Source organism: Pseudomonas putida (genome assembly GCF_001976065.1).
GTDB classification, from domain to species: domain Bacteria; phylum Pseudomonadota; class Gammaproteobacteria; order Pseudomonadales; family Pseudomonadaceae; genus Aquipseudomonas; species Aquipseudomonas serbica.
Genome location: NZ_MNAH01000014.1, coordinates 1 through 26,242, shown reverse-complemented (window position 1 = coordinate 26,242; position 26,242 = coordinate 1). Strand labels below are relative to the sequence as shown.

The window sequence follows — 26,242 nt, the reverse complement described above, 5'->3', positions numbered from 1 at the left end:
AAGAGGCCAGGCTGGTCAGCAAAAATTTCGAATCAAATCTCCGGGGTCCAGGTCACCCCAAACATCCACGCCCGACCCTCTTCGCGATACCCGTACTGGCTGCCTTCATGGCTGTACAGCGCCCGGCTGTATGCCTTGTCCAGCAGGTTATCGACCTTCAGCTCCAGGCTGACTTCACGGTTGAGCGCCCAACTGCTGCGCAATCCCAGCAACCCATAACCCGCCAATGGCTGTTGATTGTTCAAGTCGTCGTAGCTGCTGCTTACCGCTTGCCAACTGGCGCCCAGGCCCAGGCGGTCGAACTGTCGATCCAGATCCCAGCTCAAGGTACGCCGGGCACGACGGGCCAGGGTATGCCCGGTGTCACGGTCCCGCGGGTCGATGATCGCCAGGCCAAGGTTGCTTTGCCAGCCGAACAATTCCTGCTTCAGCGCCGCTTCAAAGCCGTTGATCCGCGCCGAGGCGACGTTTTCGGGGCGTGAGTTACTGCCGAAAATGATCGCGTCTTCGAGGTCCGTGCGGTACAGCGAGGCCTCCAGGCGAGCGTTCTCGGTCAGTTGGCTGCGCCATTGCAGTTCGTAGCTTTTCGAAGTCTCGGGTTTCAGGTCCGGGTTGCTGAAGTCCGGGTAATACAGGTCGTTGAAGGTCGGTGCGCGGAAACCTTCGCTGTAGGTCAGCAGCACTTCGTTGTCCGGGTTCAGCGGCAGGGTGAAGGTGCCGCTCCAGCTGTTCTGGCCGCCGAATTGCTGGTTCTGGTCGCGGCGCAGGCCCAGTTCGGTGGAGAAGCTGTCGGCCTGATAGCGATGCTGGATGAATGCCGCGCGGTTCCAGCGACTGTCTTCGTCGAACGGCGTGCTGCTGTTGACCCGATCCTGATACCAGTCGCCGCCGAGCATCAGGCTGTTGCGCTCGTCGAGTGTCAGGTCGTTCTGCCAGTTCACCGAGTCGCGGTAGGTATTGAACACGCTGCGTTCATCGCTGAGCTTGTCGAACGTCTTCTCGCGGTTTTCGCTGTGACCGAATTCGACGCGGGTTTTCCACAGGTCGTTGACCCGTGCGTCGACGTAGCTGCTGACACTGCTCACGTCGAATTCGTTGTAGGGCTGCTGCTGGACTGACTCGAACGTGTCCAGGTCGAAGCGGCCAAACGGATTGTCGTACTCGCTCTTGCCTCGGTTATCCAGCAGGTTGGCGCCGATCTCGAGGTCATCGGTGAGGGCATGACTCAGGCTCAGGCTCAGGGATTTGTTGCGGTATGCGTCGTGATCGCCATCGCTGGGGTACGACTCATGGGTGCGATCGATTCCAGCAGTTTCATCGAGGCTGGCGCCTAGGTTGAAGCGGGTCTGCTCATCGCCACCGGACAAGCCAAGGCTGCGTTCCCAGGTCTGGTTGCTGCCTACGCCAATATGCAGGCGTGGCTGCAGGCCAGGCTCGGCGCCACGTCGGGTGAAGATCTGGATCACGCCGCCAATCGCGTCGCTGCCGTAAATCACCGAACGGGAACCGCGCAGCACTTCCACGCGCTCGACCTGTTCGATGTTGATGTGTTGCAGGTTGCTGTCGCCGGAGGACGAGTTGCCGATCCGCTGGCCGTCCACCAGCACCAGGCTCTGGGCCGATTGGGTGCCGCGAATGTAAATGCCCGGCAAGCTGCCGCGCCCGCCGGTTTGTACCACTTGCACCCCCGGTACACGGCGCAGCAGATCAGTGACGCTGTTCGGTTGCAGGCGATCGATGTCTTCACGGATGAACACCGTGTTGGCGGCGCTGCTGTCGTTGCGCGCCTCGACCTGGCGGTTGGCGCTGATCAGCACGTCGGGCAGTTTCAGGGCCTGGTCGCGTTCGAAGGTGTCGGCCAGCAGTTGTCCGGACGGCAGAAGGGTCAGCGTCAGGGCGAGGGGGGAGAGTTTCATGGCAGTCCGTTGGTGCGTTGGAGCGAACAAAATTTGAAGATCACAGAAAACCAATGTGGGAGCGAGCCTGCTCGCGATGACGGTGTGTCAGTCAATGAACAAGTTGACTGTCAGTCCGCTATCGCGAGCAGGCTCGCTCCCACAGGGTTTTGCATATGTCTGATGTTTAGATGTTCAGTAACTGCAGGCGTTCGCGGATCGACGCTTCGATCCCGGCCTCATCCAACCCACACTCAGCCAGCATTTGCGCTGGCTTGGCGTGTTCGACGTAAACGTCCGGCAAGCCCAGGTGCAGCATCGACTTGAGGATGTTCTCGCGGGCGAGGAACTCACTGACGGCGCCACCGGCGCCGCCCATGATGGCGTTTTCTTCGACGGTCACCAGCAGCTCATGACTGCCGGCAATCTCGCGAACCAGTTCCTCATCCAGCGGTTTGACGAACCGCATGTCGACCACGGTTGCGTCCAGCGTCTCGGCCACTTTCAGAGCCTCGGCCAGTTGCACGCCGAACACCAGCAGGGCGACCTTGCTGCCCCGGCGGCGAACCACGCCCTTGCCGATTTCGATCGGCTCCAGGTCTTTCTCGATGGTCGCATTCGGGCCATTGCCGCGCGGGTAACGCACGGCTGCCGGGCCGTTGAACAGATGACCGGTGGTGAGCATCTTGCGCAATTCGTTTTCGTCGCTCGGGGTCATCACCAGCATGCCGGGGATGCAACGCAGGAACGACAGGTCAAAGCTGCCCGCATGGGTCGGGCCGTCTTCGCCGACCAGGCCGGCGCGATCGATGGCGAACAACACGTCGAGGTTTTGCACCGCGACGTCATGCACCAACTGGTCGTAACCGCGTTGCAGGAAGGTCGAGTAGATCGCCACCACCGGCTTGGCGCCTTCGCAGGCCATGCCGGCCGCGAGGGTCACCGCATGTTGCTCGGCAATCGCCACGTCGAAGTAGCGCAGCGGGAAACGCTCGCTGAAGGCCACCAGGTCCGAGCCTTCCTTCATCGCCGGCGTGATCCCGACCAGGCGCGGGTCGGCAGCCGCCATGTCGCACAGCCATTCGCCGAACACACCGGAGTACTTCGGCCCACTGGCTTTTTTCGGCGGGTTGGCCGGCGCATCGACGGGTTCGAGCTTGGTGATGGCGTGGTAACCGATCGGGTCGACTTCAGCCGGGGCGAAGCCTTTGCCTTTCTTGGTGACGATGTGCAGGAACTGCGGGCCCTTGAGATCGCGCATGTTGCGCAGGGTGGCGATCAGGGTTGGCAGGTCGTGGCCGTCGATCGGGCCGATATAGTTCCAGCCCAGCTCCTCGAACAGCGTGCCGGGTACCAGCATGCCTTTTGCGTATTCTTCGGTACGACGGGCGATTTCCCAGGCCCCGGGCAGGCGCGACAGCACTTTTTTGCTGCCTTCGCGCATGCTTGCGTAGGTGCGGCTGGAAAGGATCTTCGCCAGGTAATTCGACAGGCCGCCGACGTTGCGCGAGATCGACATGTCATTGTCGTTGAGGATCACCAGCATGTTGGCGTCCACTTCCGGCGCGTGGTTCAGCGCTTCAAACGCCATGCCGGCCGTCAGTGCACCGTCGCCGATCACGGCGATCGCCTTGCGCTCGCTGTTCTGCAGGCGGGCGGCAATCGCCATGCCCAGGGCAGCACTGATCGAAGTACTGGAATGGCCGACGCCAAAGGTGTCGTACTCGCTCTCGGAACGACGCGGGAAGGCGGCAATGCCGTCCTTCTGGCGCAGGGTGCCCATGCGCTCGCGACGACCGGTGAGGATCTTGTGCGGATAAGCCTGATGACCCACGTCCCACACCAGCCGGTCGTCCGGGGTGTCGAACACGTAATGCAGCGCGATGGTCAGCTCGATGACGCCCAGGCCTGCACCGAAATGCCCACCGGTCTGGCCGACCGTGTAGAGCAATTCCAGGCGCAACTCATCGGCCAGGGTTTCCAGCTCGGCTTCGCCTAACCGGCGCAGGCCGTCCGGCGTGTTCGCGCGGTCGAGCAGGGGCGTGGTCGGGCGCTTGCGGGGAATCTCATGGAACGTCGTGGGCATCAGGCGAATCGTTATAGGTATAAAAGATGCGGCAGTTTACCTGATGCATCGGCCCCTGCCCACGCGTTGGTCTTTTTTGGCGGATACGCCGTCAGCTGCGACGCGAGACGATGTAACGGGCCAGCTCGCGCAGGGGCTCGGCAGCCGCGTCAAACGGTCGCAGCGCGTGCAGCGCCTGATCGCGCAGTTCCAGGGCATAGGCCTTGGCGGCGTCGAGGCCGAGCAGTGCCGGGTAAGTCGGCTTGTCGCGGGCAATGTCGGCGCCCTGGCGTTTGCCGAGGGTTTGGGTATCGCTTTCGACGTCGAGAATGTCGTCCTGGACCTGAAAGGCCAGGCCGATGGCCTGTGCATAAGTCTGCAGGGACCTGAGTTCGTCCTTCTCGGCGCGGCCGCTGGCCAGGGCGCCGAGCTTGACGCTGGCTTCAATCAGCGCGCCGGTCTTGTGCCGGTGCATGTATTCCAGCGCTTGCTGATCGAGCTTCAGGCCGACCGAGCCCAAGTCGATGGCCTGGCCGCCGACCATGCCCGCCGGGCCTGCCGCCAGTGCCAGCGCACTGACCATCTGCAGGCGGATCTCGGCGTCGGCATTGCTCAGGCGCGTGTCGAGCAGGGCGCTGAACGCCAGGCTCTGCAAACCATCGCCGGCGAGGATCGCGCAGGCTTCATCGAATTTCTTGTGCGTAGTCGGCTGGCCGCGACGCAGGTCGTCGTCGTCCATGGCCGGCAAATCGTCGTGCACCAGCGAATAGGCGTGGATCAGCTCTACCGCGCAGGCCGCGCCATTGGCCTGCTCGGCCTTGCCGCCCAGGGCTTCGCACGCAGCGTAGGCCAGCAGCGGGCGCACCCGTTTGCCGCCGTTCATCACGCTGTAGCGCATGGCTTCATACAGCCGCGCCAGCTCAGGGCTCGGCGCGATGAACAGGGTTTCCATGGCGGCGTTGACACGGGCCTGGCTGGTCGCCGAATACGCTGCAATCATTCTGGTTGATCCGCGTCGAAGGGTTCCTCGGCCAGTTCGCCGTCGCGCTCGAGCAGCACCTGGACCTTTTGCTCGGCCTGGGCCAGCGCCGCCTGGCAATCGCGGGTCAGGCCGATGCCTTGTTCGAAAGCGGTCAGCGAGTCTTCCAGCGATAATTCGCCATTCTCCAGACGCTCCACCAGCGTTTGCAGGTCAGCGAGGGATTGTTCGAAATCCAGTGCAGCTTTTTTGCGGGCCATGGCGGCGATTTCCGGTTGACGTTAAACCGGCGCGACACTAGCAGATAGGGGGGTTATGGGCAAATGAGCGGGGTGTTTGAAACCGTGGATCCGGACTCAGGTTTGCCCGTCATCGGGGTGCCGGATCCGGTACCGAGTGCTACGCCCGCCACCGGGCAAGCGCTGCAGGCATCCCTTGTCCAACAGTCCAGCCAGCAAGCGATTCAGAACCCTGGTCTGCTCGGCCGAAAGCCCGGATTCCCGATGCGCCTGCCAGAACCGCGCCTTGCCCTGCTCAAGGCCTTGGCGCGGCGGCGCTTCGAAGCTCACTTTGCGCACTGATTGAGCCGCCCACGGAACTGGCCATGCCCATCAATCGACCTTGAGCCTGGACGCACTCGCGCAGCAACGGTGCCAGTCGTTCGGCGTTCCAGGTGAAACTCGGCCAATCGGGCTGCTGCCAGATCCAGAAAGGTGCCATGAACTCGATACTCTTGAAGGTGTGAGCCATCGGCGTGATTCACAGCGCATTTTCACCGTTCTCTGATTGTTAAGAACAGCCCCAGCGTCTAACCTTCGCGCCATCTACGACCCACGAGTCTGGGTCTTTCAGACGAAACGCAGTATCCGCATCTGTAACGCGCCGAGGATCAGGCGCAAGGTTTCGTCATGCATGGCAGGAGGCGTCACATGCGCTCATTTCTATTGCTGCTGATCGTCTTGGTCTGTGCGCCCGCCCTGGCCGCGCCAAGCGCCGAACTGTCGGAACCGGTGGGCGGCTGGCGCTTCAATGGTTTGCTCGACCGTACAGAAAACCCGCAAGTCGCTTATCCCACGCCACCCATCGACCGCGGTGTGCAGCGCAATCGCACGATGATCCAGGGCCAGCTCAAGGCCATCGGTACACAGCGCGGGCCCCATACGTTGGCGGTCAACGGCAATCCGTTGAACCTGTACACCGACGACCAGGGGCGTTTTGCCCGGCCCTATGCATTCGGCGCCGGTTCCAACAGCGTCGAAGTGCGCAGCGCCGAAGGCCAGTCGCTCAAGCGCGTGCAGTTCTACGAAGCCAACAACCTTCGCACCCCGGCGCGGATTCGCGTGGTGCTGGGCTGGGACGATCCGAAAGCCGAACTCGACCTGCACATCGTGACCCCGGACGGCCAGCACGCATTCTGGGCACGGCCGGCGATGAGCAATGGCGGTGGCCTGGACCCGGACGGCGTCGACGGCCCTGGCCCGGAAATGTTCACCATGACCGCGCCGCTGCATGGCACCTATCTGGTTTACGTCAACTATTGGGGCAACTTCGGTAGCGGCGGCTATAACTTCGATGAGACCAGCAACCAGAACGAGGTCATCACCTCGCAGATCAACCTGGTGCTCAACGAAAACACCGTCGACGAAAAACGCGAAACCTTCATCGTGCCCCTGCGCGCGATCGGGGATCTGCTGCTGGTCAAGACTTTCAACTATTAAGCATCCCGCTCCACGGATGAACTGGGTTTTGTGAAATGAGCGATAGCACTATTTTACCGGCAGCTGAGACACCGAGCGCCAAGCCGTCCCGCCGTTGGCCGGTCATTGTGGCCGGGCTGTGTCTGGTTGCGGGCGCGGCCGTTGGCATGGGCTGGCTGTTGAATAAAAACCAAGCCCCGGCACCGCAACTGGTGGCTGAGAAGCTCGGCATGAGCCGCCCCGATGGTTTGCTCGAAACCCATTCCCTGAGCCAGTTGCCCAAGGACCTGCTGGCAGTGCCGTTTCTCAAGGAAACCCTGACTGAAGATTTCGTTTTCTATTACGAAACCCACGCCGATCGCCTCGGGCTGATCGGCAGCTTGCGGCGGATCATTTACGAGCACGACCTGAAGTTGCAGGACACGCTGATCGAGCAACTGTTCGATCAACCGGCGGACGTTGCGTTGTGGCGCGGGCCGGATGGCCGGCTCAAGGATTTTCTGCTGGTGATGGATCGCGGTGGCCTGGCCAAGGTGTTGGAGCCGCTGGCCAAAGTCGCGCTGGATGATTCGCAGTTGAGCAAACTCGCGGACCTGAAAGTCGGCAACGACGACGTGGCGCTCTATCAACTCACCTACAACGCCAGCAAGGCGCTACTGTTTGCCTCCCACGGCGACAAACTGGTGGTGCTGTCGAATCCGACCAGGCTCTACGATCCGCAAAGTGGCGAGACACGGGAAGCGGGCGGCGTCTCGACCCAAGCCATCGCCGCGCTGCTCAACGGCGACAAACTGTTCCCCGAAGCCTTCGGCCTGCAACCCCGCGCGCCAGAGGTGAAACAGCGGCTGTCGGTGAATGCCAGTGTGCTGGCCATGGGGTATCAGCGTTTCATTCCGAACTTCGCCGGGTTGCGCTTCGACATGGACGACAAGGGTTGGCACAGCTTCCTCGCCATGGATGAACTGGACAATCAGCCGGACTTCGATTTCAAACCGATCTGGCAAGCCATGCCCATGGGCGCCAGCGCTTGCGTGGCCCTGCCGCTGGCGGCCGAACAACAGCAGCCGCTGCTGCTCAAGCTCGGTGCCGACGAGGCCGCGGCCCAGGCGTTGACCGAGCACATGGCCGGTGCGGCGGGCCTGTGCTGGTACGCCGATTCGCGACTGTACACGCCGCTGCTGGTGGTCAGTCTCAACGATGAAGACAGTGCCAGCCTCGATGGCGAGCTGGGCAGGCTGTTCGGCTCGATGGTCGGCGCTTATGAAGGCAAGGTCGAGGACCACGCCTTCCCGGTGGTCGAGAAACAGGCGGGCCTGAGTCGTCAATGGCAGCGCCAGGTCAGCTCCAGTTTCGGTCCGTATGCGGCCAAGGATGCACCGGATCCCGATGCGATCACCGGCAAGCGATTCATGAAGGTCAGCCTGGCGCGTCACGGTTCGACGCTGCTGTTTTCCCTCGACGACAAGCTGCTGGACAAGGCACTAGGCACTCTCGACAAACGCTTCCCGCCGATGGCCGACGTGGTGCCCAAAGACCTGCTCATGCCGGTGTATTTCGGCCCGGACGCCATGGCGCAACTGATGCAGCAGGAAACCCTCGACAGCCTGCCGCAAGACATGGAGCCGGTGTTCTACAACGCTGCGCAAACCTACCTGATCCCCAAACTGCGCAAGCTCGGCGGTTACGGCAAGTACGCCCTGATCCTGCCGGAGGGCAGCGAGCCTGATGGCCACTGGCAATGGCTGCCGCTGGAGTGGAAAGCGCTGTGAACACACTGATCCGCAGCCTCGGAGTGCTCGCGCTACTATTGAGCGCGGGCGCCCGAGCCATTGAGGCACCGGCTCTCGATCCGCAGCAATCCCAGGTGTTCCGCGCCTGGTTCGTGCGCATCGCCCAAGAGCAACTGAGCCAGGGCCCAAGCCCACGCTGGTATCAGCAGGACTGCGCCGGGCTGGTGCGATTCGCCGCCAACGAAGCGCTGAAAGTCCATGACGACAAATGGCTGCGCAGCAATGGTCTGTCCAACCGCTACCTGCCGCCGGAACTGCAGTTGGACGGGGCCCAGCGCGGCCTGGCCCAGCAATGGCAGCAGGGTGATGGCAAGGTCGGGCCCTATGTCAACGCGATCAAGCTGATCCAGTTCAACAGTCATCTGGTTGGCCGCGATGTTGCGCAGGCGCGTCCCGGCGACCTGATGTTTTTCGACCAGGGCGACGACCAGCACCTGATGATCTGGATGGGCCGCTACGTGGCCTATCACACCGGCACCACCACCCCCACCGACAACGGCATGCGCTCGGCAAGCCTGCAACAACTCATGACATGGAAGGACACCCGATGGATACCCGATGCAGCCAACCCCAACTTCATCGGCGTCTATCGACTGAATTTTCTCTCCCAATGACCGGTGCCCGCATGCTGCGCTTTCTGTCCTTGCTGTTGATATGGGTGCTGCCCTTATCGGTGGCCAACGCCGAAGACACTGTCGAGCCGAGCGGTTACACACCGGTGGCCGGCGAGAGCTTTTTCCTGCTGGCCGACAGCAGTTTTGCCAGCGACGAACAGTCCACGGTGCGCCTTGAAGCGCCAGGTCGCGACTACCGCCGTTTCCGTATGGAACCATACGGCGGCGCCGATATCCGGGTGTATCGCATCGACAAGCCGCTGGATTTCCTCAAGCGCCAGAAGAACCTCCACCGGGTGGTCAGTGACGGCCAGTTCAAGGGCGAAGGCCTGTCGAATACGCTCGCCTACCTGTGGGACAACTGGTACCGCAAATCCCGTCGGGTGATGCAGCGGGCGTTTTCCTACGAGTCGCGTAAACAAGTCACCGAGCAAGTGCCGGAACTGAAAATGGGCAACGCCATGGCCGCGCCAACGCCCTACGACGCACAGCCGCAATTCGCCCTGATCCCGGGCCTGCCGGTGGTCAGCCAGTTTCGCTATCCGCTGTGGCAAGCCAAGCCGATCCAGCCGCCGGAAGGTGTCAATCTCGCCGGTTCTTCCAGCGAGTTCGTCAGCGTTGCACCGGGTAACGTCTATATCCCGTTGGGCCACTTGAAACCGGGTCTGTATCTGGTCGAAGCGTTGATCGGCAAGTACCGTGCGACCACCATGGTTTTCGTCTCCAACACCGTGGCGGTGAGCAAGATTGCCGGTGATGAATTGCTGGTGTGGGCGGCGCGCAAACACGAGGGCAGTTCGGTGCCCAGGGTCAATGTGTTGTGGACCGATGGTCTGGGTGTGATGAGCAGCGGGTCGACCGACGCCGATGGTTTGCTGCGCCTGAAACACGTCAGTCCCGAGCGTTCGTTCATGATCGGCGAGGATGAAGAAGGCGGGGTTTTCGTCGCGGAAAACTTCTACTACGACAGTGAAATCTACGACACCAAACTCTTTGCCTTTACCGATCGCCCGCTGTATCGGCCAGGGGATTGGGTATCACTGAAAATCGTCGGGCGCGAGTTCAAGAACGCCCGGGATTCGGTGCAGCCAACCGCGGCTGATGTCAATGTAACGGTGCTCGATGCGACCGGTACGGCGCTGCAAAGCCTGGACCTTAAACTTGATTCCAAGGCCGGCACTCAAGGGCGTTTCCAGTTGCCTGACAATGCCGTGGCCGGTGGTTATGAGCTGCGCTTCAGCTACAAGGACCAGGCTTACAGCAGCGCCTTTCGCGTGGCTGAATACATCAAGCCGCACTTCGAAATCGCCCTGAACCTGGCCAGGCAGGACTACCGCACCGGGGAACCGGTCAAGGGCAGTCTGGTGCTGCTGTATCCGGACGGCAAGCCGGTGGCCAACGCCAAGTTGAGCCTGAGCCTGCGCGCCCAGCAACTGTCGATGGTCGACAACGAGCTGCAATACCTTGGGCAGTTCCCGGTGGAACTGACCAGCACTGAACTGACCACCGACGCCAAGGGCAACGCCGTCCTCGATTTGCCGGCTGCGCAAAAGCCGAGTCGCTACATGCTTACCGTGTTCGCCAGCGATGGCGCGGCGTATCGGGTCAAGACCACCAAGGAAATCCTCATTGATCGCGGTGCGGCGAACTTTCGCTTGAGTGCGCCGCAGCGTTTCAGTGCGGTGGGCGACAAGGTAACGTTCAGCTACGTCAACGAAAGCGAACAAAGTGCAGCGGTCACTCCGAGCAGCTATGGCTGGGTTCGCCTGGAGGACCAGAGCACTGGCGAAGGCAAGCTTGCGGCAACCGACAAAGGTTTCATCCTGGCCTTCGACCGTCCCGGCACCTACAACCTGACACTCAGGGACGAGCACGGCCGAACCCTCGGCGCTACAGGCCATTCGGTCACCGGCGAGGGCGTCAAGGCCGTACCGGGCACCGTGGAAATCGTCCTCGACAAACCCGAGTACAAGGCCGGCGATGAAGCGCTGGCGTTGATCACCTTCCCCGAGCCGATCAGCGATGCGCTGCTGTCGCTGGAACGCGACAAGGTCGAAGCCACGGCGCTGCTGTCCAAGGGCGCCGACTGGCTGAAGCTGGAAAAACTCAGCGACACCCAATACCGCGCACGCATTGCGGTGCAGGACAGCTTCGCGCCGAACCTGACCTTCTCGGTGCTCTACACGAAGGGCGGCCAGTACAGCTTCCAGAACGCCGGGATCAAGGTGATCACGCCGCAGATCGACGTGGCCATCGCCACGGACAAAGAGACCTACCGACCCGGCGACACGGTGTCGGTGGACCTGGCCACGCAGTTCGCCGGCAAGCCGATACCAGCGCACCTGACGGTCAGCGTGGTCGACGAAATGGTCTATGCCTTGCAGCCGGAAATCGCCCCGACCATCGACCAGTTCTTCTACCATCCGCGCCGTAACAACGTGCGCACCAGCGCCAGTCTGTCGTTCATCAGCTACGACGTCGCGTTGCCGGGTAGCCCTGGGGCGCCGGGCAAAGCCAACCGCAGTGAGCGTGGGGTGAAGGTGCTGGAGCGGCCGCGTCGCGAAGACGTCGACACCGCTGCGTGGCAGCCGGAACTCGTCACCGACGCCAACGGCAAGACCCGCTTCACCTTCAAGATGCCGGACTCGTTGACCCGCTGGCGCATTACCGCCCGGGCCATCGCCGATGACGGCCAGGTCGGGCAGAAGAAACAGTTCGTGCGCTCGGAGAAACCGCTGTACCTGAAGTGGAGCGGGCCGACCCGATTCCGCGCGGGCGACAAACCGGATCTCGGCGTGTTTGCTTTCAGCCAGGCGCAAAACCCGGTCAAGGCCGAGCTGGTGATTCATTACGCGGGCAGCGAACAGCGGGTTCCTGTCACGCTCAACAGCGGCATCAACTACTTGCCGTTGCCGGCGTTTGAGTTGGTCAATGGCCAGTGGACCGCTGAACTGCTGCAGGACGGCATAACCGCCGATGCCCTGGCCGTGCGCCTGAGCGCCACCGGCGAAGGTTGGCAGGTCACGCAAAGCCAGCGCCTGGACGTGGCCGGCGCAGAGACACCGCTAGCCCTGCCGACGGACGCCACGGATATTCGCCTGCGTCTGGATGACAGCCCGCAAGCGCTGTTCCGTGCGGCCCTCGATGACCTGCTGGGCTACCCGTACGGCGGCGTCGAGCAAACCGCCAGTGGTTTGCTGCCGTTGAGCATCGCCTATCCAGCCTTGTCGTCGAACCCGCAGGTGCGCGATCGCTTGCGCCTGATCATGCAGAACAGCCGCCTGCGCCTGGTGCAAATGGCCGGTCCTTCGGCGAGTTTCACCTGGTGGGGCATGGACGGTGAGCCAGACGCGTTTCTCACCGCCTACGCCTATTACGCCGACTGGCATGCCAGCCGGGTGCTGGAGCTGAGCCTGCCGCCGGAACACTGGCAGCGCGTGCTGGAGGTGTACGCGAAACAGGCGAAAAACACGCCGTTGCTGCAACGGGCATTGATCCTGTCGTTCGCCAAACAGATGCAGTTGCCGATCAACACCTTGCTCAGCGGATTGATGGAAGACCTGATGCAGGCAGGTGAGGGCAGTGCCGCGAACGTCATGGAGGTGGCGGGCGATAGCCTGGTCATGGGTGATCCGGATTCGGCGCTGGGCCTGGCCGCTGCCCGGGTATTGACCGCTTCGTTGGCCGGGCAATCGAAGGTCGCTTTGCCGGAAGCGTTCAAGCGGCAACTGGCCGACGCGCAGCAGCGCCTGGCCACCAGCTCCGCGCCGTTTGCCGAGGCGCTCAATGCATCGCTGCAGCCTTTCGATCAGGCCCATGCACAATCGTTGTTGCAACGTCTGCTGCCACAGCAATCCACCCTGGAGCGTGCGCTGGCCCTGACCTGGTTGCAACGCAGCATCGAGCAGGCCGCGCCGGCCGTGGCCCTGAAACCGGGTGACGGCTGGAAGCAGGAGCAGAGCGCCACGGGTGAAGTCTATTGGACATGGCAAGGCGCACAGGTACCCGGCGTATTGTCGTTGAACGGTGAGCAAGAGCGTCCACTGAGCGCTGCGTTGAGCTTCCAGAGCAAGCAGCCAGCGGTCGATCCGCTGCCTGTGACCATCACCCGTCGCCTGTCGCGACTGGTGCCGGGTGATGAAGCGTTCACCTTCAAGCTGCAGCCGGTCGGCAATGCCCCGTTGTCCAGCGACAACCTATATCTCGACGAAGTGATCCTGACCAGCAAAGCCGCCAGACCCTTGCGTTATGGTCTGCTCGAAGTGCCGCTGCCCCCGGGCGCGGATGTCGAACGCACGACCTGGGGCATCAAGCTCATGGGCAAGGCCGGGACCGAGCCGACGGCGCTGGAGAAGGCCCGTTTCGAGCCGGGACAAATGGCCTACGCCGTGCCGGTGGATGCCTTGAGCGGCGAACTGCGTCTACGTCATCTGGTGCGTTTCTCGCAAAAAGGCCAGTTCAGCCTGCCGCCGGCGCGCTTCACTCAGGTCTATGCGCCGCAGCATCAGGCTCAGGAGCAGAAACCGGCCCTCGGTCAGGTAATGGTTCACTGACATGTATCGGCATTGGGTCTGGCTGTTGCTGTGTCTGATTCCCGCGCTGGCCACAGCGCGGGAGGAGCCGTTGCGGCTGGCCTTCAAGGATCAACTGCTGACCTTGAGCCCGACGCAGCTGTTATCGCGCGAACCGCTATCCGACAGTCTGCAGGCCCCCCTGGGCAGTGTCTGGAAGCTGTTTGTGTACGCTTGGCTGGTGGATACCGGGGCGAGTGAGCCGGCGTACGAGTGTCACGGCCAATCGAAAGAGGAAGTCTATTGCTGCGCCGCCGGTGGCAAAGTCGAGCGGGATCAGGCGTTGGTGAAGTCCTGTGGGTTGTATTTCGAACCGGCGCGACTGGCGATCGACCCTGGTGACTGGCGTGAATATTGGCAGGCACGACAGGCGCCGCAGTGGCTGCTGGACTTGCCGTCATTGCAGCCCGCCACCCGGGTTTCGGTGGCTGAATTGTTGCGTGCGCTGGCGCGGATGCCGGCGCAGGACCAGGCGCGTCGCGTGTTGCTGGACGTGCTGTTGAACGCGGCGGATGGCAGCGTCGTGGGCGAGCTCGGCAGCCGCTTGCGGGTCAAGACCTGGAGCTGGCGGGGGGATCGCGATGCGGCGTCGCGTCAGGGTGGCTTCGCCGGTTGGACGGCAGATGGCACGCCGATCTGGGCGGGAGGGCGCGGAACCAGCCAGCGGGTCCTGCGCGATTACGTCCAGGCGTTGTCGGCAGTGGTGCCGGCGGCCTGGCCGGCGGAGGCGGGGCAGTGTGTCGAGGTCGATCTGTTCTCGCGTTATCCACTTCAGCGGGTGATGTCAGGTGACCGCGTGGTGTCCTCTGGCCCATTGCAGGGCGATTACCGCGTCGAGTTCGTCAATGGCAATCAACTGGATATCCACGGCGACGGTGAACTGTTCTTACTTAAGGACAAGCTGGTCGCCCGCCTGGACCGCGAAGAGTATGTCGCTCGTGTCCTCCAGCGTGAGGCCCGCGCCGAACCCGCCGAAGCCGCCAAGGCCCTCGCCGTGGCCATTCGCACCTACCTGCTGCAAAACGCCACGCGCCGCGGTGATTGCCTGAGCATCGACGACAGCAGCCAGCGCCAGCGCGTCGCCCCACGCCCGGCCACCGCGGATGCACGTGCCATCGCCGCCTGGACCAGCGACCTGGTGCTCGCCGGCACCGCGGTGACCTATCACTCCAACCAGCCGGGCCTCGACCGTTTGTCCTGGCAACAGGCCGTGGAACAAGGCAGCGCCGGCCAGCGTTACGACGCGATCCTGCTCCACGCCTACCCACGCGCCAGTCTCAGCCGCTGGGACAACCCTGTGGCCTCCTGCGACGCGCTGCCCGCCGCCCAAGACTGGCTGCAAAAGCAGCGCCACAGCTGGCGCCCCCGTCTGGAAGGTGAAGCCGGCTACAACGAAGTCAGCACCTTCGCCGTCTGCCGCCTGGCGTTCGGCCGTCCCTTCGTCGACCGCGAGCGCCAGCGCCTTTACGTGCGCGGCGTGCTCTCCCTGCAAGACCGTCTCGACCTGACCCACGAATACCTGCACCTGGCTTTCGAAGCGCACCCCAACGGTCAGGATGAAACCTACATCGAAGGGCTTGCCCGCCACCTTTTGCTGGAATAGACCATGACCCATCGTTACCCACAGGTCTTGCTGCTGCTCTGCGCGATCGCCGCGCTGTCGCCGGCAACCGCCGCCGACAGCGTCAAACTCGACACCCCCTCCGGCGGCTGGCGAACCGGCGCTGCCGAAGGTGAAGGCGAGCCATTTCGCCAGGTCGTCAACTACCCGGCGTCGTCGGTGAATACCCCGGCAGGCCAGGCAAACACCGCACGCATCGCCGGTCAGATCAAAGCCGCGCCGAAGAGCGGCGAACCCGGCCGACTGATCGTCAACGGCGTCAGCATGCCCCTGAAAATCGATCCATCAGGTGGCTTCGATCGACCGTTCTCATTCCCCAACGGCAGCAACAGCGTCGAAGTCCGCAGCCCCGACGGCCAACAACGCCACCGAACCCAATTCCTCAATGCCAGCGGCGGAGCAACCCCAGCCAAACTGCGCGTGCTGCTGGCCTGGGACAGCGACGGCACTGACCTCGACCTGCACCTGGTCACCCCTGACGGCGCCCATATCTGGTACGGCGACCGCGCCGTGGCCAACGGCGCCGCCCTCGACGTCGACGTCACCACCGGCTACGGCCCGGAAATCTTCGCCATGCCGGCGCCGATCAAGGGGCAGTACCTGGTGTATGTGAATTACTTCGGCGGTGGCTATCGCAGCGATGAAGAGGGGCAGGAAGATGCGGTTCAACCGCTGACGACGGCGCAGGTGACGGTGATTACCGAGGAGGGGACGCCGAGCGAAAAGATGGAGACGTTCCTGGTGCCGATGCGGGCGGTGGGGGAGTTGACGTTAGTGAAATCGTTCAGTTATCCGTGAATCGGAGTTCCCCAACTGCCAGTCACGCGAACGGCTGCTTGCCAGGCGCAAGCAGCCGCATGATTCACGCTACTTCGCGACCACCAGCGCCGGTGGCTGCCAGCTGCCGTTGCCAGGGGGAAGAATCGAAGGCGGTGCGGTCTTCGGCCAGTAGAGACGCATCACCAGATACACCGTGTCGTCAGGCGCGGGCAGCCAGTTGGCCTCCTTGGCCTTGCCCGGCGAATCCTTCTGTATGTACAGGGTCAGTGAGCCATCCGCATTCTTCGTCATGCCTGACAGCATCGGCGAATTGATCAGGTAGCGGTTGAGCGGATTCTTGATCAGCAGCTGGCTCTTGCCGTCGTACATGGTGACCGACCAGAAGGCATTGACGGGCGGCAGCTTGCCGGCCGGGAAGGTGAGCGTGTAATTGTGCTTGCTGGTATCGAGCGTCTGGCCGCTGCCGTCGGTGCGCGTATAGGGGTACATCGCCTCGGCGGCGTCATTGCCGTACAGGCCGCCCTTCGCGGCGCCGGCACGCATGAGCCAGTTGGACTGGTAGAACGCCTGATCACCGAAGAACGCACCGACGTTCCAGCCATTGATATTCTTCATCCCGCTCGAGAGAAACTTGTCGACCTTTTCGTCGCCGGCCTTCATCCCGAGCAGGACCGCGGCCTTGTGCTCGAGCGAGAGGTCCTTGAATTCAAAGTTCCGGCCGGGACCTACCCCGATGCTGGCCAGCCTGGCCCGGATCGCCTTGTCATCAGTCGATGCTGGCACATACTGCATTGCGGCCGACAGGTACTCGAAGAAGTTGGCCTTGATACCTTCCGTGGTAGCCGGCATGAAATCGATTTTCGGCGCAGCAGGCGGCGCGGGTTGATGAAGGAACGCAGACAGCGCCTGGATCTTGTAGCTCGCCTGCACCTTCTCGACATTTGGCATGTCGGCCGGATTGAACAATTGGGTGCGGATCAAGGTCAGTGCGAAGGGGGTCGTGGAGGTAAACACCTTGTCGATGCCTGGAGGTGTTGCACCTTTCCAGTCGGGGCCTGCAACCAGATAGCTGCCGGCTGCGCTGGCAGTTGCCCGACTGCCGATGTAGCCATAGTTATAGGTGTTGCCGTCGATCAGTTGTATTGAGTAGTAACGCTTTTTGGAAACCGCTGGCACCGTGATCACCAGCGGCTCCGCGCGCAGGTCGGCCCAGAGTATCGAGTACGGGGTGTCACTGTTTGGCGTAATGACGGCGGTATCGGCGGGCGTCGCGACCCGATGCTCGTTGTGCAGTTGATTGAAGGGTGCCTTGAACTGGCTGGACTTGGGGTCCACCGCGAACTCGTTCATCACCGCATAGTTCATGACCAGCGGCAAGCCGTAGATAAAACCTTCCTCGGCGATCGCCTTGGTCTGCTCAAGACTCGGCGCGGGCACGCCCTTGGCCACATCCGTCTTGTCTGCCTGCGCAATGGGATCGTTCTTGCCCGCGCACCCCGCGAAAAGCGTTGAACCCGCTACGACAACTGCCGCAGCCAGCGTCCAGCCCCTGTGTGACATCCTGTTCATGTTCACCTCGTTAGTTTCGAGCAACTGCAGGTTATGGGCAGTCGCAAAAAAACCGGGAATCAGGTCCGCGGACAGCATGCAGACAGCAGAAATGCATCTTGCATTTTCGGACAGCCAGCGAGAGGTATAGCTCGGATTTTCGGGCAGTGCATAAGAGGGGTGATATCACGCCAGGCGACCCGGGACGGCTTCCATTCAAAAGCTCGGAGGGCGTTACATCTTCAGACGAGTCGGCTTTCTGGCGGGCATTAAAAAGCCGGCTTGTGGCCGGCTTCTCGGGGACTGGCTTGGTTCATTTTTGGTAAACCGCGCCAGCCTTCAAAACGTACACCCGGATCTTGCGTCCGGCTGTGGGACTCGGCGAGAAAGTCATCTGCCTTGTCGGTGCGATCAGGGCCGCTTGGCGGGGTGATGCGCAAATGTGGGGCGCAGCATACTGATTTTTTTGCAGAATTCCCAGCCTGGTGTGTGAGTTGGCGTTTCCTGGGGTTACAGGAACGGCAGCGGCGGCCGTCGTTTGTTCAGGGTCGACCACCAGAACACCCAGCCCAGTACCCGGATATTCTGTTCTTCGATTTGCGCCGGTCGGAAAATTTCATCCGGGTAATCGGCGCGGTTATGGCTGCGCAAGCGCAGGGCGTTGCCCGGCATTCGGTGCAGGTATTTGATGCGCAGCATGCCGTCGTGTTCGATGGCGTAGATTTCGCCATCGACAATCTGGGTCAGGCCACGATCGATCGCCAGGGTGGAGCCGTCGTCGATTTTCTCGGCCATGCTGTTGCCAATCATGGCGGCACCGATGGCATCGGCATGATTGATTTCCAGGGAATCGAGGTGGCTGCGAGGCAGGCGCAGGCATTGTCCGCGGTCTTCGATGACGTGGGTTTTTTTGGAGCCGGGGGCGGTGATCACTTCCTTGTAGAAGGGCAGTTCGATGTCGGTGGGCTCGATCACCGTATAGACGCCACGGATCGTCTGGGCGTCGAAGGTGTGGCCGGTGTCGTCGACCAGGCGCAGGTGCCTGGCGTCTTTCGAGCCTTCGCCGGTTTTCAGCCAGTCGCTGTTGACCGAGAGTTTTCTGGCCACTTCTTCCAGGCAATGGGCGGGGACACCGCGGGTGTACCAGTTGTGTACGTTTTGCGGGGCCGTATCCAGGAATTCGGCGAATCCTGTCGTCGTGATGTTCGCTGCTTCGAGGAGCGCTTTAAACCGTGGGCCGCTAGTGTTCTTTTTCATGAACGGGAGTCTACTGGCGCCCGCCGGGGCTTTGAATAAACGGCTCGTTCAAATTTCGCGGGAAAATTACGACTGGATGTGAGGCGTGTTGGGTAAAAAATAAACAGGAAAACTCGGAAATACCGATCGTTAAACGAATCGTTTAAAACCGCTTTATAGACGCGCAAAAAAAAACCCCGGATCAACCGGGGTTCTTCTGCAAGCCTGCAGCCGCTCTTAGCCTTTGTAGGCAGCAACCGACTTGGTGATCGCTTCGCGGGCGGCGTCTGCACCGGCCCAGCCTTCGATCTTGACCCATTTGCCTTTTTCGAGATCTTTGTAGTTCGCGAAGAAGTGCTCGATCTGCTGGATCAGCAGCGGCGGCAGGTCAGTGTATTCCTTCACGTCGACGTACAGCTGGGACAGCTTGTCGTGTGGCACCGCGATCACTTTGGCATCGCCGCCGCCATCGTCGGTCATGTTCAGGATGCCGACTGGACGCGCGCGGATCACCGAGCCTGGGGCAACCGGGTAAGGGGTCACGACCAGCACGTCGAGGGGGTCACCGTCGTCCGCCAGGGTGTTCGGGATGTAACCGTAGTTGGCCGGGTAGAACATTGGGGTGGCCATGAAACGGTCAACGAACAGGCAATCGCTGTCTTTGTCGATTTCGTATTTGATCGGCGCGTGGTTGGCCGGAATCTCGATCGCGACGTAGATGTCGTTCGGCAGGTCTTTGCCAGCCGGAATCTTGCTGTAGCTCATTGGGCGTTGCCCCCGTTAGTTGACCAGAAACACTTGGCCGGATTGACCAAAAAGTGGCGGCGATTATAGGCATATTCCTACGGCGACGCCACGTACCAGAGGTCGTGTAGACCTTAGTCGTGTGCCTGATAGACCGGGTTCTCGGCCAGAAGTTGCCGCAACCTTGCCAGTGGGTCCTGGCGGTAGAACAGCCGCAGTTGCTCATAGACCTGTGGATAAGCCTCGTGCAGCAGATCCGGGGCACTGAAGAAGTATTCGCTGGTGACGGCGAAGAACTCGGCAGGGTTTTGCGCGGCATACGGATCAATGGCGGTCTCGGCGTCCGGATTGCGTTCCAGTTGGCGGTCGAGATCGTCGTAGGCTTGCTGCATGACCCTGGCCCAGTCGCTGACCCGCATGTCTGCGTGCAGCGGTGGCAGGCCGTTGGCGTCGCCGTTGAGCATGTCGAGCTTGTGCGCCAGCTCGTGGATCACCAGGTTGTAGCCTTCCCAGCCGCCGCTGGCCATGACACCCGGCCAGGCGAGGATGATCGGCCCTTGCTGCCAGGCTTCGCCGCTGTGTTCGCCGTCCCACTCGTGCTCCACGCCATTGGCGTCCCGATGGCGCTGGGGGCTGATGAAGTCGTCGGGGTAGAGCACGATTTCGTGAAAGCCCTGGTACCAGTTCAGGTCACCCAGGTGCAGCAACGGCAGTTGCGCCTGGGCGGCGAGCAGCAGGCGTTGTTCCTGGTGCAGCTCGACACCGGGCAGGGCAGTCAGGTGTTTGTCCTGCAGAAACAGTACGCAGGCTTCGCGCAGCCACAGGTCTTCGGCGGCGCTGATGCCATCGAGAAAACTCAGGTGCTGGCGCACCCGGTGCCACATCTCGTCGGCGATCGGGTGCTTGGCCAGGATGCGCCGACGGCGCCAGGCGCCAAGGGACCACATGCGGTCAGCGCGATGCGGTTTTGGAGTTCGAACCGCCAAGGCGGCTGCGCACCAGGCCAATGATCATCGGCACCAGCGACAGCAGGATGATGCCCACCACCAGCAGCGACAGGTTGGATTTGATGAACGGTACGTTGCCGAAGAAGTAACCCAGGGTGACCAGGCCGCCGACCCACAGAACCGTACCCAGCACGCTGAAGGCGAAGAAACGCGGGTAAGGCATTTTCGCGACGCCCGCGACGAAGGGGGCAAAGGTGCGGATGATCGGCAGGAAGCGCGCCAGGGTCACGGTTTTGCCGCCGTGCTTGTCATAGAAATCATGGGTTTGCTGCAGGTAGTCGCGGCGGAAGATCTTCGAGTTCGGGTTGCTGAACAATCGTTCGCCGGCCGTTCGTCCGATGATGTAGTTGGTACTGTCACCGAGGATCGCCGCGAGCATCAGCAAGCCTCCCAGCAATACCGGGTCCATGCCGCCACCGGCGGCCACGGCGCCGGCGATGAACAGCAGAGAGTCGCCCGGCAGGAAGGGCATGACCACCAGGCCGGTCTCGCAGAAGATCACCAGGAACAGGATGGCGTAGATCCAGGGCCCGTAGTTGGTGACCAGCAAGTCGAGGTAGACATCGAGATGCAGGACGAGATCGAGCGGGTTGAAATCCATGGACGGCACCTGTGGTAACGGCCCGACTCTGCAGGCCTGCGGATGACTTCGCGTAAGACTACAGACAGGAGGTAGTTTTTCTTACAAGCCGAAAAGAACGCGATTATACGGGCTGGGAAGTGAAAAGCGCGTAGGGTTTGTAGCAGGGGATTTCGGCGTGTATTTGAGGGCAAGATCGCAGCCTTCACCCGAAAGCTGCGATCTTTTCTGACCTTACAACTCGTCGCTGATCGGCAACACGTAGTTCTTGAACTCGGTGTCTTCCTTGAATCCGATGGATTCGTAGGTTTTCTGCGCCACTTCGTTATTGCTGCTGGTGGACACGCGCATGCGTACAGCGTTGGTTTCCTTGGCCATTTTCTTCGCGGTTCGGATCAGGTTGTCGGCCACCAACTGGCGACGGGCGTCTTCAGCGACGTAGATGTCGTTGAGGATCCAAACGCGTTTGAGCGAAAGCGAAGAAAAACTCGGGTACAGCTGACAGAAGCCCAGGAGTCTGTTGCTGTCGTCATCGGACAGGGCCAGGTAGATCACCGATTCCTTGCGACGCAGGCGTTTCTCGAGGAACGCCCGGGACGAGTCCGGATAGGCCAGGGAGCCGTAAAACTCGCGATATTTGACGAACAACGGGGTCAGCTGGTCCAGGTGTTCGAGGGTCGCTTGAATAATCCGCATGGTAGGTCTCGTCTTCAAGTGGCTGTCTTCACGTGCTTTGGCGGCAAAGGGTACTCACTGGCAGCCGTGCATCGATCCTGCCTGAAAAGGGTGCGAAAGTGCAATGCGGAAGCGGTTCAGGCTTGGGGCGCATCAAGTAGGAAATTTCCTTTCATCTCCGCTCCCGCGTCTGATTCCAGTGTTTGCACCTGCGCTTCGTCCTTCAGGTTGACTCCGGATAACTGTCGCCGGCATGCCTCGCGCATCAAGTACAGCAAACGGTGTGCCGCCATGCCGTAAGTCAGGCCCTCGAGACGTACGTTGGAGATGCAGTTGCGATAGGCGTCGGTCAGGCCGACCTTTGGATTGTAGGTAAAATATAATCCCAGACTGTCTGGAGAGCTCAGCCCAGGGCGTTCGCCGATCAGGATCACGGTCATTTTCGCGCCCAACAGTTCGCCGATCTCGTCGGCAACGGCGACCCGGCCCTGTTCCACCAGCATCACAGGCGCCATGGACCATCCGTCGGCTGCGCTCTGCTCTGCAAAGCGCGTCAGGAACGGCAATGTATGACGGTGCACCGCCAATGCCGACAAACCATCGGCAACCACAATGGCCAGATCGACACCGCCAGGATGGGCTGCAGCGTATTCGCGCAGGGCTTTTGCCGACTCCGTGCTCAATTTGCGCCCCAGATCGGGGCGCTGCAGGTAGCTGTTGCGATCGGGGGCTGCGCTATGCAGTAACAGGCTCTCACGACCACGTTCAGCCAGTTGTTCGCTGAGGGATGCGTGATCAAACGGCAAGTGCACTGCGTCTCGCGCCTGGGCGTGGGCAAACTGAAAATCCAGCTGGGCACGGGTGGGCATGCTGGTGCCGGTGCGGCCCAAGGCAATGCGTGCGGGCGTCAGGCGTCGCAGCTCCAGCCACGGGTTGTGCGGATCAAAGGGTGGTTTTTCCATGACAACACTCATCCCAATTGCGCCAAGGCCTGGCGGAAGGCCGGTGGCAGGCTGTTACCGAAGAGGACCTTGCCGTCCGCCTGAGTGAAGATGCCCATTTTCGCCAGCCATTGCTCGAACTCCGGCGCAGGCTTGAGCCCCAGCGTCTGGCGGGCATAAAGCGCATCGTGGAACGACGTGGTCTGGTAGTTGAGCATGATGTCGTCAGAACCGGGGATGCCCATGATGAAATTGATCCCGGCCACCCCGAGCAGGGTCAACAGGGTGTCCATGTCGTCCTGGTCAGCCTCGGCGTGGTTGGTGTAGCAGATATCGCAGCCCATTGGCACGCCCAGCAGCTTGCCGCAGAAGTGGTCTTCGAGGCCGGCACGGATGATCTGTTTGCCGTTATAGAGGTATTCGGGGCCGATGAATCCGACAACGGTGTTCACCAGGAACGGATTGAAATGGCGGGCCACCGCGTAGGCCCTGGTTTCGCACGTCTGTTGGTCGATACCGTGGTGGGCATTGGCCGACAGGGCGCTGCCCTGGCCGGTTTCGAAATACATCAGGTTCTTGCCGAGCGTGCCGCGATTGAGGCTCAACCCGGCGTCGTAACCTTCCTTGAGCACATTCAGATTGATACCGAAGCTGGCATTGGCCGCCTCGGTGCCGGCAATCGACTGGAACACCAGGTCCAGGGGGACGCCGCGATTGACCGCCTCGATAGACGTGGTGACGTGGGTCAGCACACAGGCCTGGGTCGGGATTTCGTAGCGCTGGATGATCGCATCGAGCATCTCCAGCATGGCGCAGATCGAGGCGATGCTGTCGGTGGCCGGGTTGATGCCGATCATGGCATCGCCGTTACCGTGCAACAGGCCATCGAGGATGCTCGCGGCGATGCCGGCCGGTTCGTCAGTGGGGTGATTGGGTTGCAGGCGGGTGGACAGGCGGCCGCGCAGACCGAGCGTGCCGCGGAATTGCGTGACCACGCGGATCTTTTGCGCCACCAGGACCAGGTCCTGTACGCGCATGATTTTCGAGACGGCCGCCACCATTTCCGGGGTGAGGCCGGGGGCGAGGGCGCGCAGGACCTGTTCGTCGGCGGCGTCGCTGAGCAGCCAGTCGCGAAAACCGCCGACGGTGAGATGGCTGACCACCGCGAAAGCCTGTTTATCGTGGGTGTCGATGATCAGGCGGGTGACTTCATCGTCCTCGTAGGGAATCAGCACTTCCTGCACGAAATGGCTCAGCGGGATGTCGGCCAACGCCATCTGCGCCGCCACGCGCTCGCCGTCATTGAGGGCGGCAACGCCGGCCAGATAGTCCCCGGAGCGCGCCGGGGTGGCCTTGGCCATCACTTCTTTGAGGTTTTCGAAGCGGTAGGTCTGGGCGCCGACGGAATGGGCAAATACGGCCATGGGGCGGGGCCTCCTGTTGTGTATAGGTGTGCACTTCAATAATGCAGGCGCCAGGCTCATGGCCCGGCGCCGGTGCAACTAGATACCTTCGAGCATAGCGTCCGCCGGTGCTTCGGAGCGTTGCCGTGCGGTCAGTTGGAAATACAGGTAACCGGCGGCCATGAATCCGAGGAAGACCAGGCCGATCAAGGTGTTGAACCATGCCATCGCGACCAGGCACACCACCGCCAGGAACAGCGCAATCCCCGGTACAATCGGATAGCCCGGGGCGCGGAAGGTGCGCTCAAGGTTCGGCTCGGTTTTACGCAGCTTGAACAGGCTCAGCATACTGATGATGTACATGACGATGGCACCGAATACCGACATGGTGATCATGGCCGCCGTCAGCGACATGCCTTGCAGGTTGACCAGGCCATCGCTGTAGATGGCCGCAATGCCGATCACGCCGCCGGCCAGGATCGCCCGATGCGGGGTTTGGAAACGTGAGAGCTTGGCCAGGCTGCGCGGCAGGTAACCGGCGCGGGCGAGGGCGAAGAACTGGCGCGAGTAGCCGAGAATGATCCCGTGGAAACTCGCCACCAGCCCGAACAGGCCGATCCAGACCAGCATGTGCATCCAGGTTGAATTGTTGCCGACCACCGTTTTCATGGCCTGGGGCAGTGGGTCGTTGATGTTTGCCAGCTGACGCCAGTCGCCGACGCCACCGGCCATTACCATTGTACCGATGGCCAGGAACACGAGGGTCAGGATGCCGCTGACGTATGCACGGGGAATCGTGCGTTTCGGGTCCTTGGCTTCCTCGGCGGCCATCGCTGCGCCTTCGATGGCGAGAAAAAACCAGATGGCGAAGGGAATGGCCGCGAAAATGCCGGGAATAGACGCGATGGTGAACTCACTGGAGCCGGACCAGCCATTGAGCACGAAGTTACTGAAGCTGAAGCCTGGCGCAACCACGCCCATGAATACCAGCAGTTCGGCGACCGCCAGCACGGTCACCACCAGTTCGAAGGTGGCGGCGATGCTCACGCCGAGAATATTGAGGGTCATGAACACGAAATAGGCGCCAACCGCAGCGATTTTCGGGTCCAGTTCCGGGTATTGCACGTTGAGATAGGCACCGATGGCCATGGCAATGGCCGGCGGCGCGAAAACGAATTCGATCAGGGTGGCGATGCCGGCGATCAATCCGCCTTTTTCACCGAAGGCCCGCCGACTATAGGCAAACGGCCCACCGGCATGGGGAATGGCCGTGGTCAATTCGGTAAAGCTGAAGATGAAACAGGTGTACATCGTGGCCACCATCAGTGCGGTGACGAGGAACCCCAAGGTCCCGGCGGTACCCCAGCCATAACTCCAGCCGAAGTATTCGCCGGATATCACCAGGCCAACGGCAATGCCCCATAGGTGCAGGGTGCCGAGTGTGGGTTTGAGCTGTGTGGAAGAAGTCATAAGTCCTCGCTGTTTTTTGATCTTGTTGGACTTTCGGGTGTTGCGTTTGGGTGTGATTCGCGCACGCAAAGCCCGTGCCAGAGCGGCCAGGCCTTGAGTGTTATGTCAATGAGGGCGCCTTCGCCGGCAAGCCAGCTCCTACAGGTGCGGTGTGATCCTTGTAGGAGCTGGCTTGCCAGCGAAAGCCGTTACACGGTGTCGCGCCGGGTTAGAAGAAGCCCAGCGGATTGATGTCGTAGCTCACCAGCAGGTTTTTGGTCTGCTGATAGTGATCGAGCATCATCTTGTGGGTTTCACGGCCGACGCCGGACTTCTTGTAGCCACCGAATGCGGCGTGTGCCGGGTAGAGGTGGTAGCAGTTGGTCCAGACACGCCCGGCCTTGATCGCGCGACCCATGCGGTAGGCGCGGTTGATGTCGCGGGTCCAGAGGCCGGCGCCGAGGCCGAACTCGGTGTCATTGGCGATGGCCAGGGCTTCGGCTTCGTCCTTGAAGGTGGTGATGCTCACCACCGGGCCGAAGATTTCTTCCTTGAACCCGCGCCTCTTGTTTGTGCCCTTGAGCAGGGTCGGCTGGATGTAATACCCGCTCGCCAGGTTGCCCTCGAGTTTTTCCACCTTGCCGCCG

The 26,242-nt window shown here is 61.7% G+C and carries 19 protein-coding genes and 2 pseudogenes; 6 read left to right on the top strand and 15 right to left on the bottom strand.

Translation table 11 applies throughout. The features are described from left to right. Window positions 1–32: 32 nt before the first annotated feature. The 5 genes and pseudogenes from BKX96_RS30660 to BKX96_RS33365 form a co-directional block, all read right to left on the bottom strand. On the bottom strand, window positions 33–1,916 hold the full coding sequence (locus BKX96_RS30660; protein WP_077186314.1) for a TonB-dependent receptor domain-containing protein: 1,884 nt from the start codon (window positions 1,914–1,916) through the stop codon (window positions 33–35). A 166-nt stretch (window positions 1,917–2,082) separates the two neighbouring features. After that, complete coding sequence (gene dxs / locus BKX96_RS30655; protein ID WP_077186313.1) at window positions 2,083–3,981, bottom strand: 1-deoxy-D-xylulose-5-phosphate synthase; 1,899 nt, start codon at window positions 3,979–3,981, stop codon at window positions 2,083–2,085. Between the two features lie 91 nt (window positions 3,982–4,072). Beyond that, complete coding sequence (gene ispA, locus BKX96_RS30650) at window positions 4,073–4,960, bottom strand: (2E,6E)-farnesyl diphosphate synthase (protein WP_077186312.1); 888 nt, start codon at window positions 4,958–4,960, stop codon at window positions 4,073–4,075. After that, complete coding sequence (locus BKX96_RS30645; RefSeq protein ID WP_007894317.1) at window positions 4,957–5,199, bottom strand: exodeoxyribonuclease VII small subunit; 243 nt, start codon at window positions 5,197–5,199, stop codon at window positions 4,957–4,959. Before BKX96_RS30645 ends, ispA begins: the two co-directional genes overlap by 4 nt. 301 nt (window positions 5,200–5,500) lie before the next feature. Then, window positions 5,501–5,659: pseudogene (locus BKX96_RS33365) on the bottom strand (DUF4172 domain-containing protein); the annotation flags it as partial. 209 nt (window positions 5,660–5,868) lie between these two features. Between BKX96_RS33365 and BKX96_RS30635 the strand changes: the two are divergent. The 6 genes from BKX96_RS30635 to BKX96_RS30610 are packed head-to-tail and all read left to right on the top strand — an operon-like array spanning window position 5,869 to window position 16,030. After that, window positions 5,869–6,657, top strand: a complete 789-nt coding sequence (locus tag BKX96_RS30635; RefSeq protein ID WP_046815872.1) for a YfaP family protein — start codon at window positions 5,869–5,871, stop codon at window positions 6,655–6,657. 35 nt (window positions 6,658–6,692) lie between these two features. Continuing rightward, window positions 6,693–8,405: a DUF2138 domain-containing protein gene (locus tag BKX96_RS30630; RefSeq protein WP_046815871.1), complete on the top strand. Its 1,713-nt coding sequence runs from the start codon at window positions 6,693–6,695 to the stop codon at window positions 8,403–8,405. Next, on the top strand, window positions 8,375–9,040 hold the full coding sequence (locus BKX96_RS30625; RefSeq protein ID WP_077186311.1) for a DUF1175 domain-containing protein: 666 nt from the start codon (window positions 8,375–8,377) through the stop codon (window positions 9,038–9,040). The genes BKX96_RS30630 and BKX96_RS30625 overlap by 31 nt, the downstream gene beginning before the upstream one ends. Beyond that, window positions 9,037–13,593 (top strand): alpha-2-macroglobulin family protein, encoded by a 4,557-nt coding sequence (locus BKX96_RS30620; protein ID WP_077186310.1) that lies wholly within the window; start codon window positions 9,037–9,039, stop codon window positions 13,591–13,593. The genes BKX96_RS30625 and BKX96_RS30620 overlap by 4 nt, the downstream gene beginning before the upstream one ends. A gap of 1 nt (window position 13,594) precedes the next feature. Then, a complete protein-coding gene (locus BKX96_RS30615; RefSeq protein WP_077186309.1) occupies window positions 13,595–15,214 on the top strand; it encodes a DUF2300 domain-containing protein in 1,620 nt (539 codons plus the stop codon). Between the two features lie 3 nt (window positions 15,215–15,217). Continuing rightward, window positions 15,218–16,030 carry a YfaP family protein gene (locus BKX96_RS30610; protein WP_077186308.1) on the top strand — a complete coding sequence of 271 codons (813 nt, stop codon included), beginning with the start codon at window positions 15,218–15,220 and terminating at the stop codon, window positions 16,028–16,030. A gap of 69 nt (window positions 16,031–16,099) precedes the next feature. Here BKX96_RS30610 and BKX96_RS30605 read toward each other — a convergent pair whose 3' ends face one another. The 10 genes and pseudogenes from BKX96_RS30605 to adh form a co-directional block, all read right to left on the bottom strand. Next, window positions 16,100–17,572 (bottom strand): DUF1254 domain-containing protein, encoded by a 1,473-nt coding sequence (locus tag BKX96_RS30605; RefSeq protein ID WP_082240520.1) that lies wholly within the window; start codon window positions 17,570–17,572, stop codon window positions 16,100–16,102. 498 nt (window positions 17,573–18,070) lie between these two features. Then, window positions 18,071–18,817 (bottom strand): S24 family peptidase, encoded by a 747-nt coding sequence (locus tag BKX96_RS30600; protein WP_046815867.1) that lies wholly within the window; start codon window positions 18,815–18,817, stop codon window positions 18,071–18,073. Window positions 18,818–19,033: 216 nt separating this feature from the next. Further along, the gene (gene ppa, locus BKX96_RS30595) at window positions 19,034–19,561 is read right to left on the bottom strand and encodes an inorganic diphosphatase (protein ID WP_003205933.1); all 528 of its coding nucleotides are present in this window, start codon (window positions 19,559–19,561) and stop codon (window positions 19,034–19,036) included. Window positions 19,562–19,674: 113 nt separating this feature from the next. Next, entirely contained in the window at window positions 19,675–20,487 is an 813-nt protein-coding gene (locus BKX96_RS30590) for a M90 family metallopeptidase (protein ID WP_077186307.1), read from the bottom strand. A 4-nt stretch (window positions 20,488–20,491) separates the two neighbouring features. Then, window positions 20,492–21,148, bottom strand: a complete 657-nt coding sequence (locus BKX96_RS30585; protein ID WP_046815865.1) for a DedA family protein — start codon at window positions 21,146–21,148, stop codon at window positions 20,492–20,494. 213 nt (window positions 21,149–21,361) lie between these two features. After that, window positions 21,362–21,823: a GNAT family N-acetyltransferase gene (locus BKX96_RS30580; RefSeq protein ID WP_077186306.1), complete on the bottom strand. Its 462-nt coding sequence runs from the start codon at window positions 21,821–21,823 to the stop codon at window positions 21,362–21,364. Between the two features lie 116 nt (window positions 21,824–21,939). Then, window positions 21,940–22,764 carry an ethanolamine ammonia-lyase subunit EutC gene (gene eutC / locus BKX96_RS30575; protein WP_077186305.1) on the bottom strand — a complete coding sequence of 275 codons (825 nt, stop codon included), beginning with the start codon at window positions 22,762–22,764 and terminating at the stop codon, window positions 21,940–21,942. Window positions 22,765–22,772: 8 nt separating this feature from the next. Continuing rightward, the gene (locus tag BKX96_RS30570) at window positions 22,773–24,167 is read right to left on the bottom strand and encodes an ethanolamine ammonia-lyase subunit EutB (RefSeq protein ID WP_077186304.1); all 1,395 of its coding nucleotides are present in this window, start codon (window positions 24,165–24,167) and stop codon (window positions 22,773–22,775) included. Between the two features lie 78 nt (window positions 24,168–24,245). Next, the gene (eat, locus tag BKX96_RS30565; protein ID WP_046815861.1) at window positions 24,246–25,616 is read right to left on the bottom strand and encodes an ethanolamine permease; all 1,371 of its coding nucleotides are present in this window, start codon (window positions 25,614–25,616) and stop codon (window positions 24,246–24,248) included. 208 nt (window positions 25,617–25,824) lie between these two features. Further along, a pseudogene (gene adh, locus BKX96_RS30560) lies at window positions 25,825–26,242 on the bottom strand (aldehyde dehydrogenase); the annotation flags it as partial.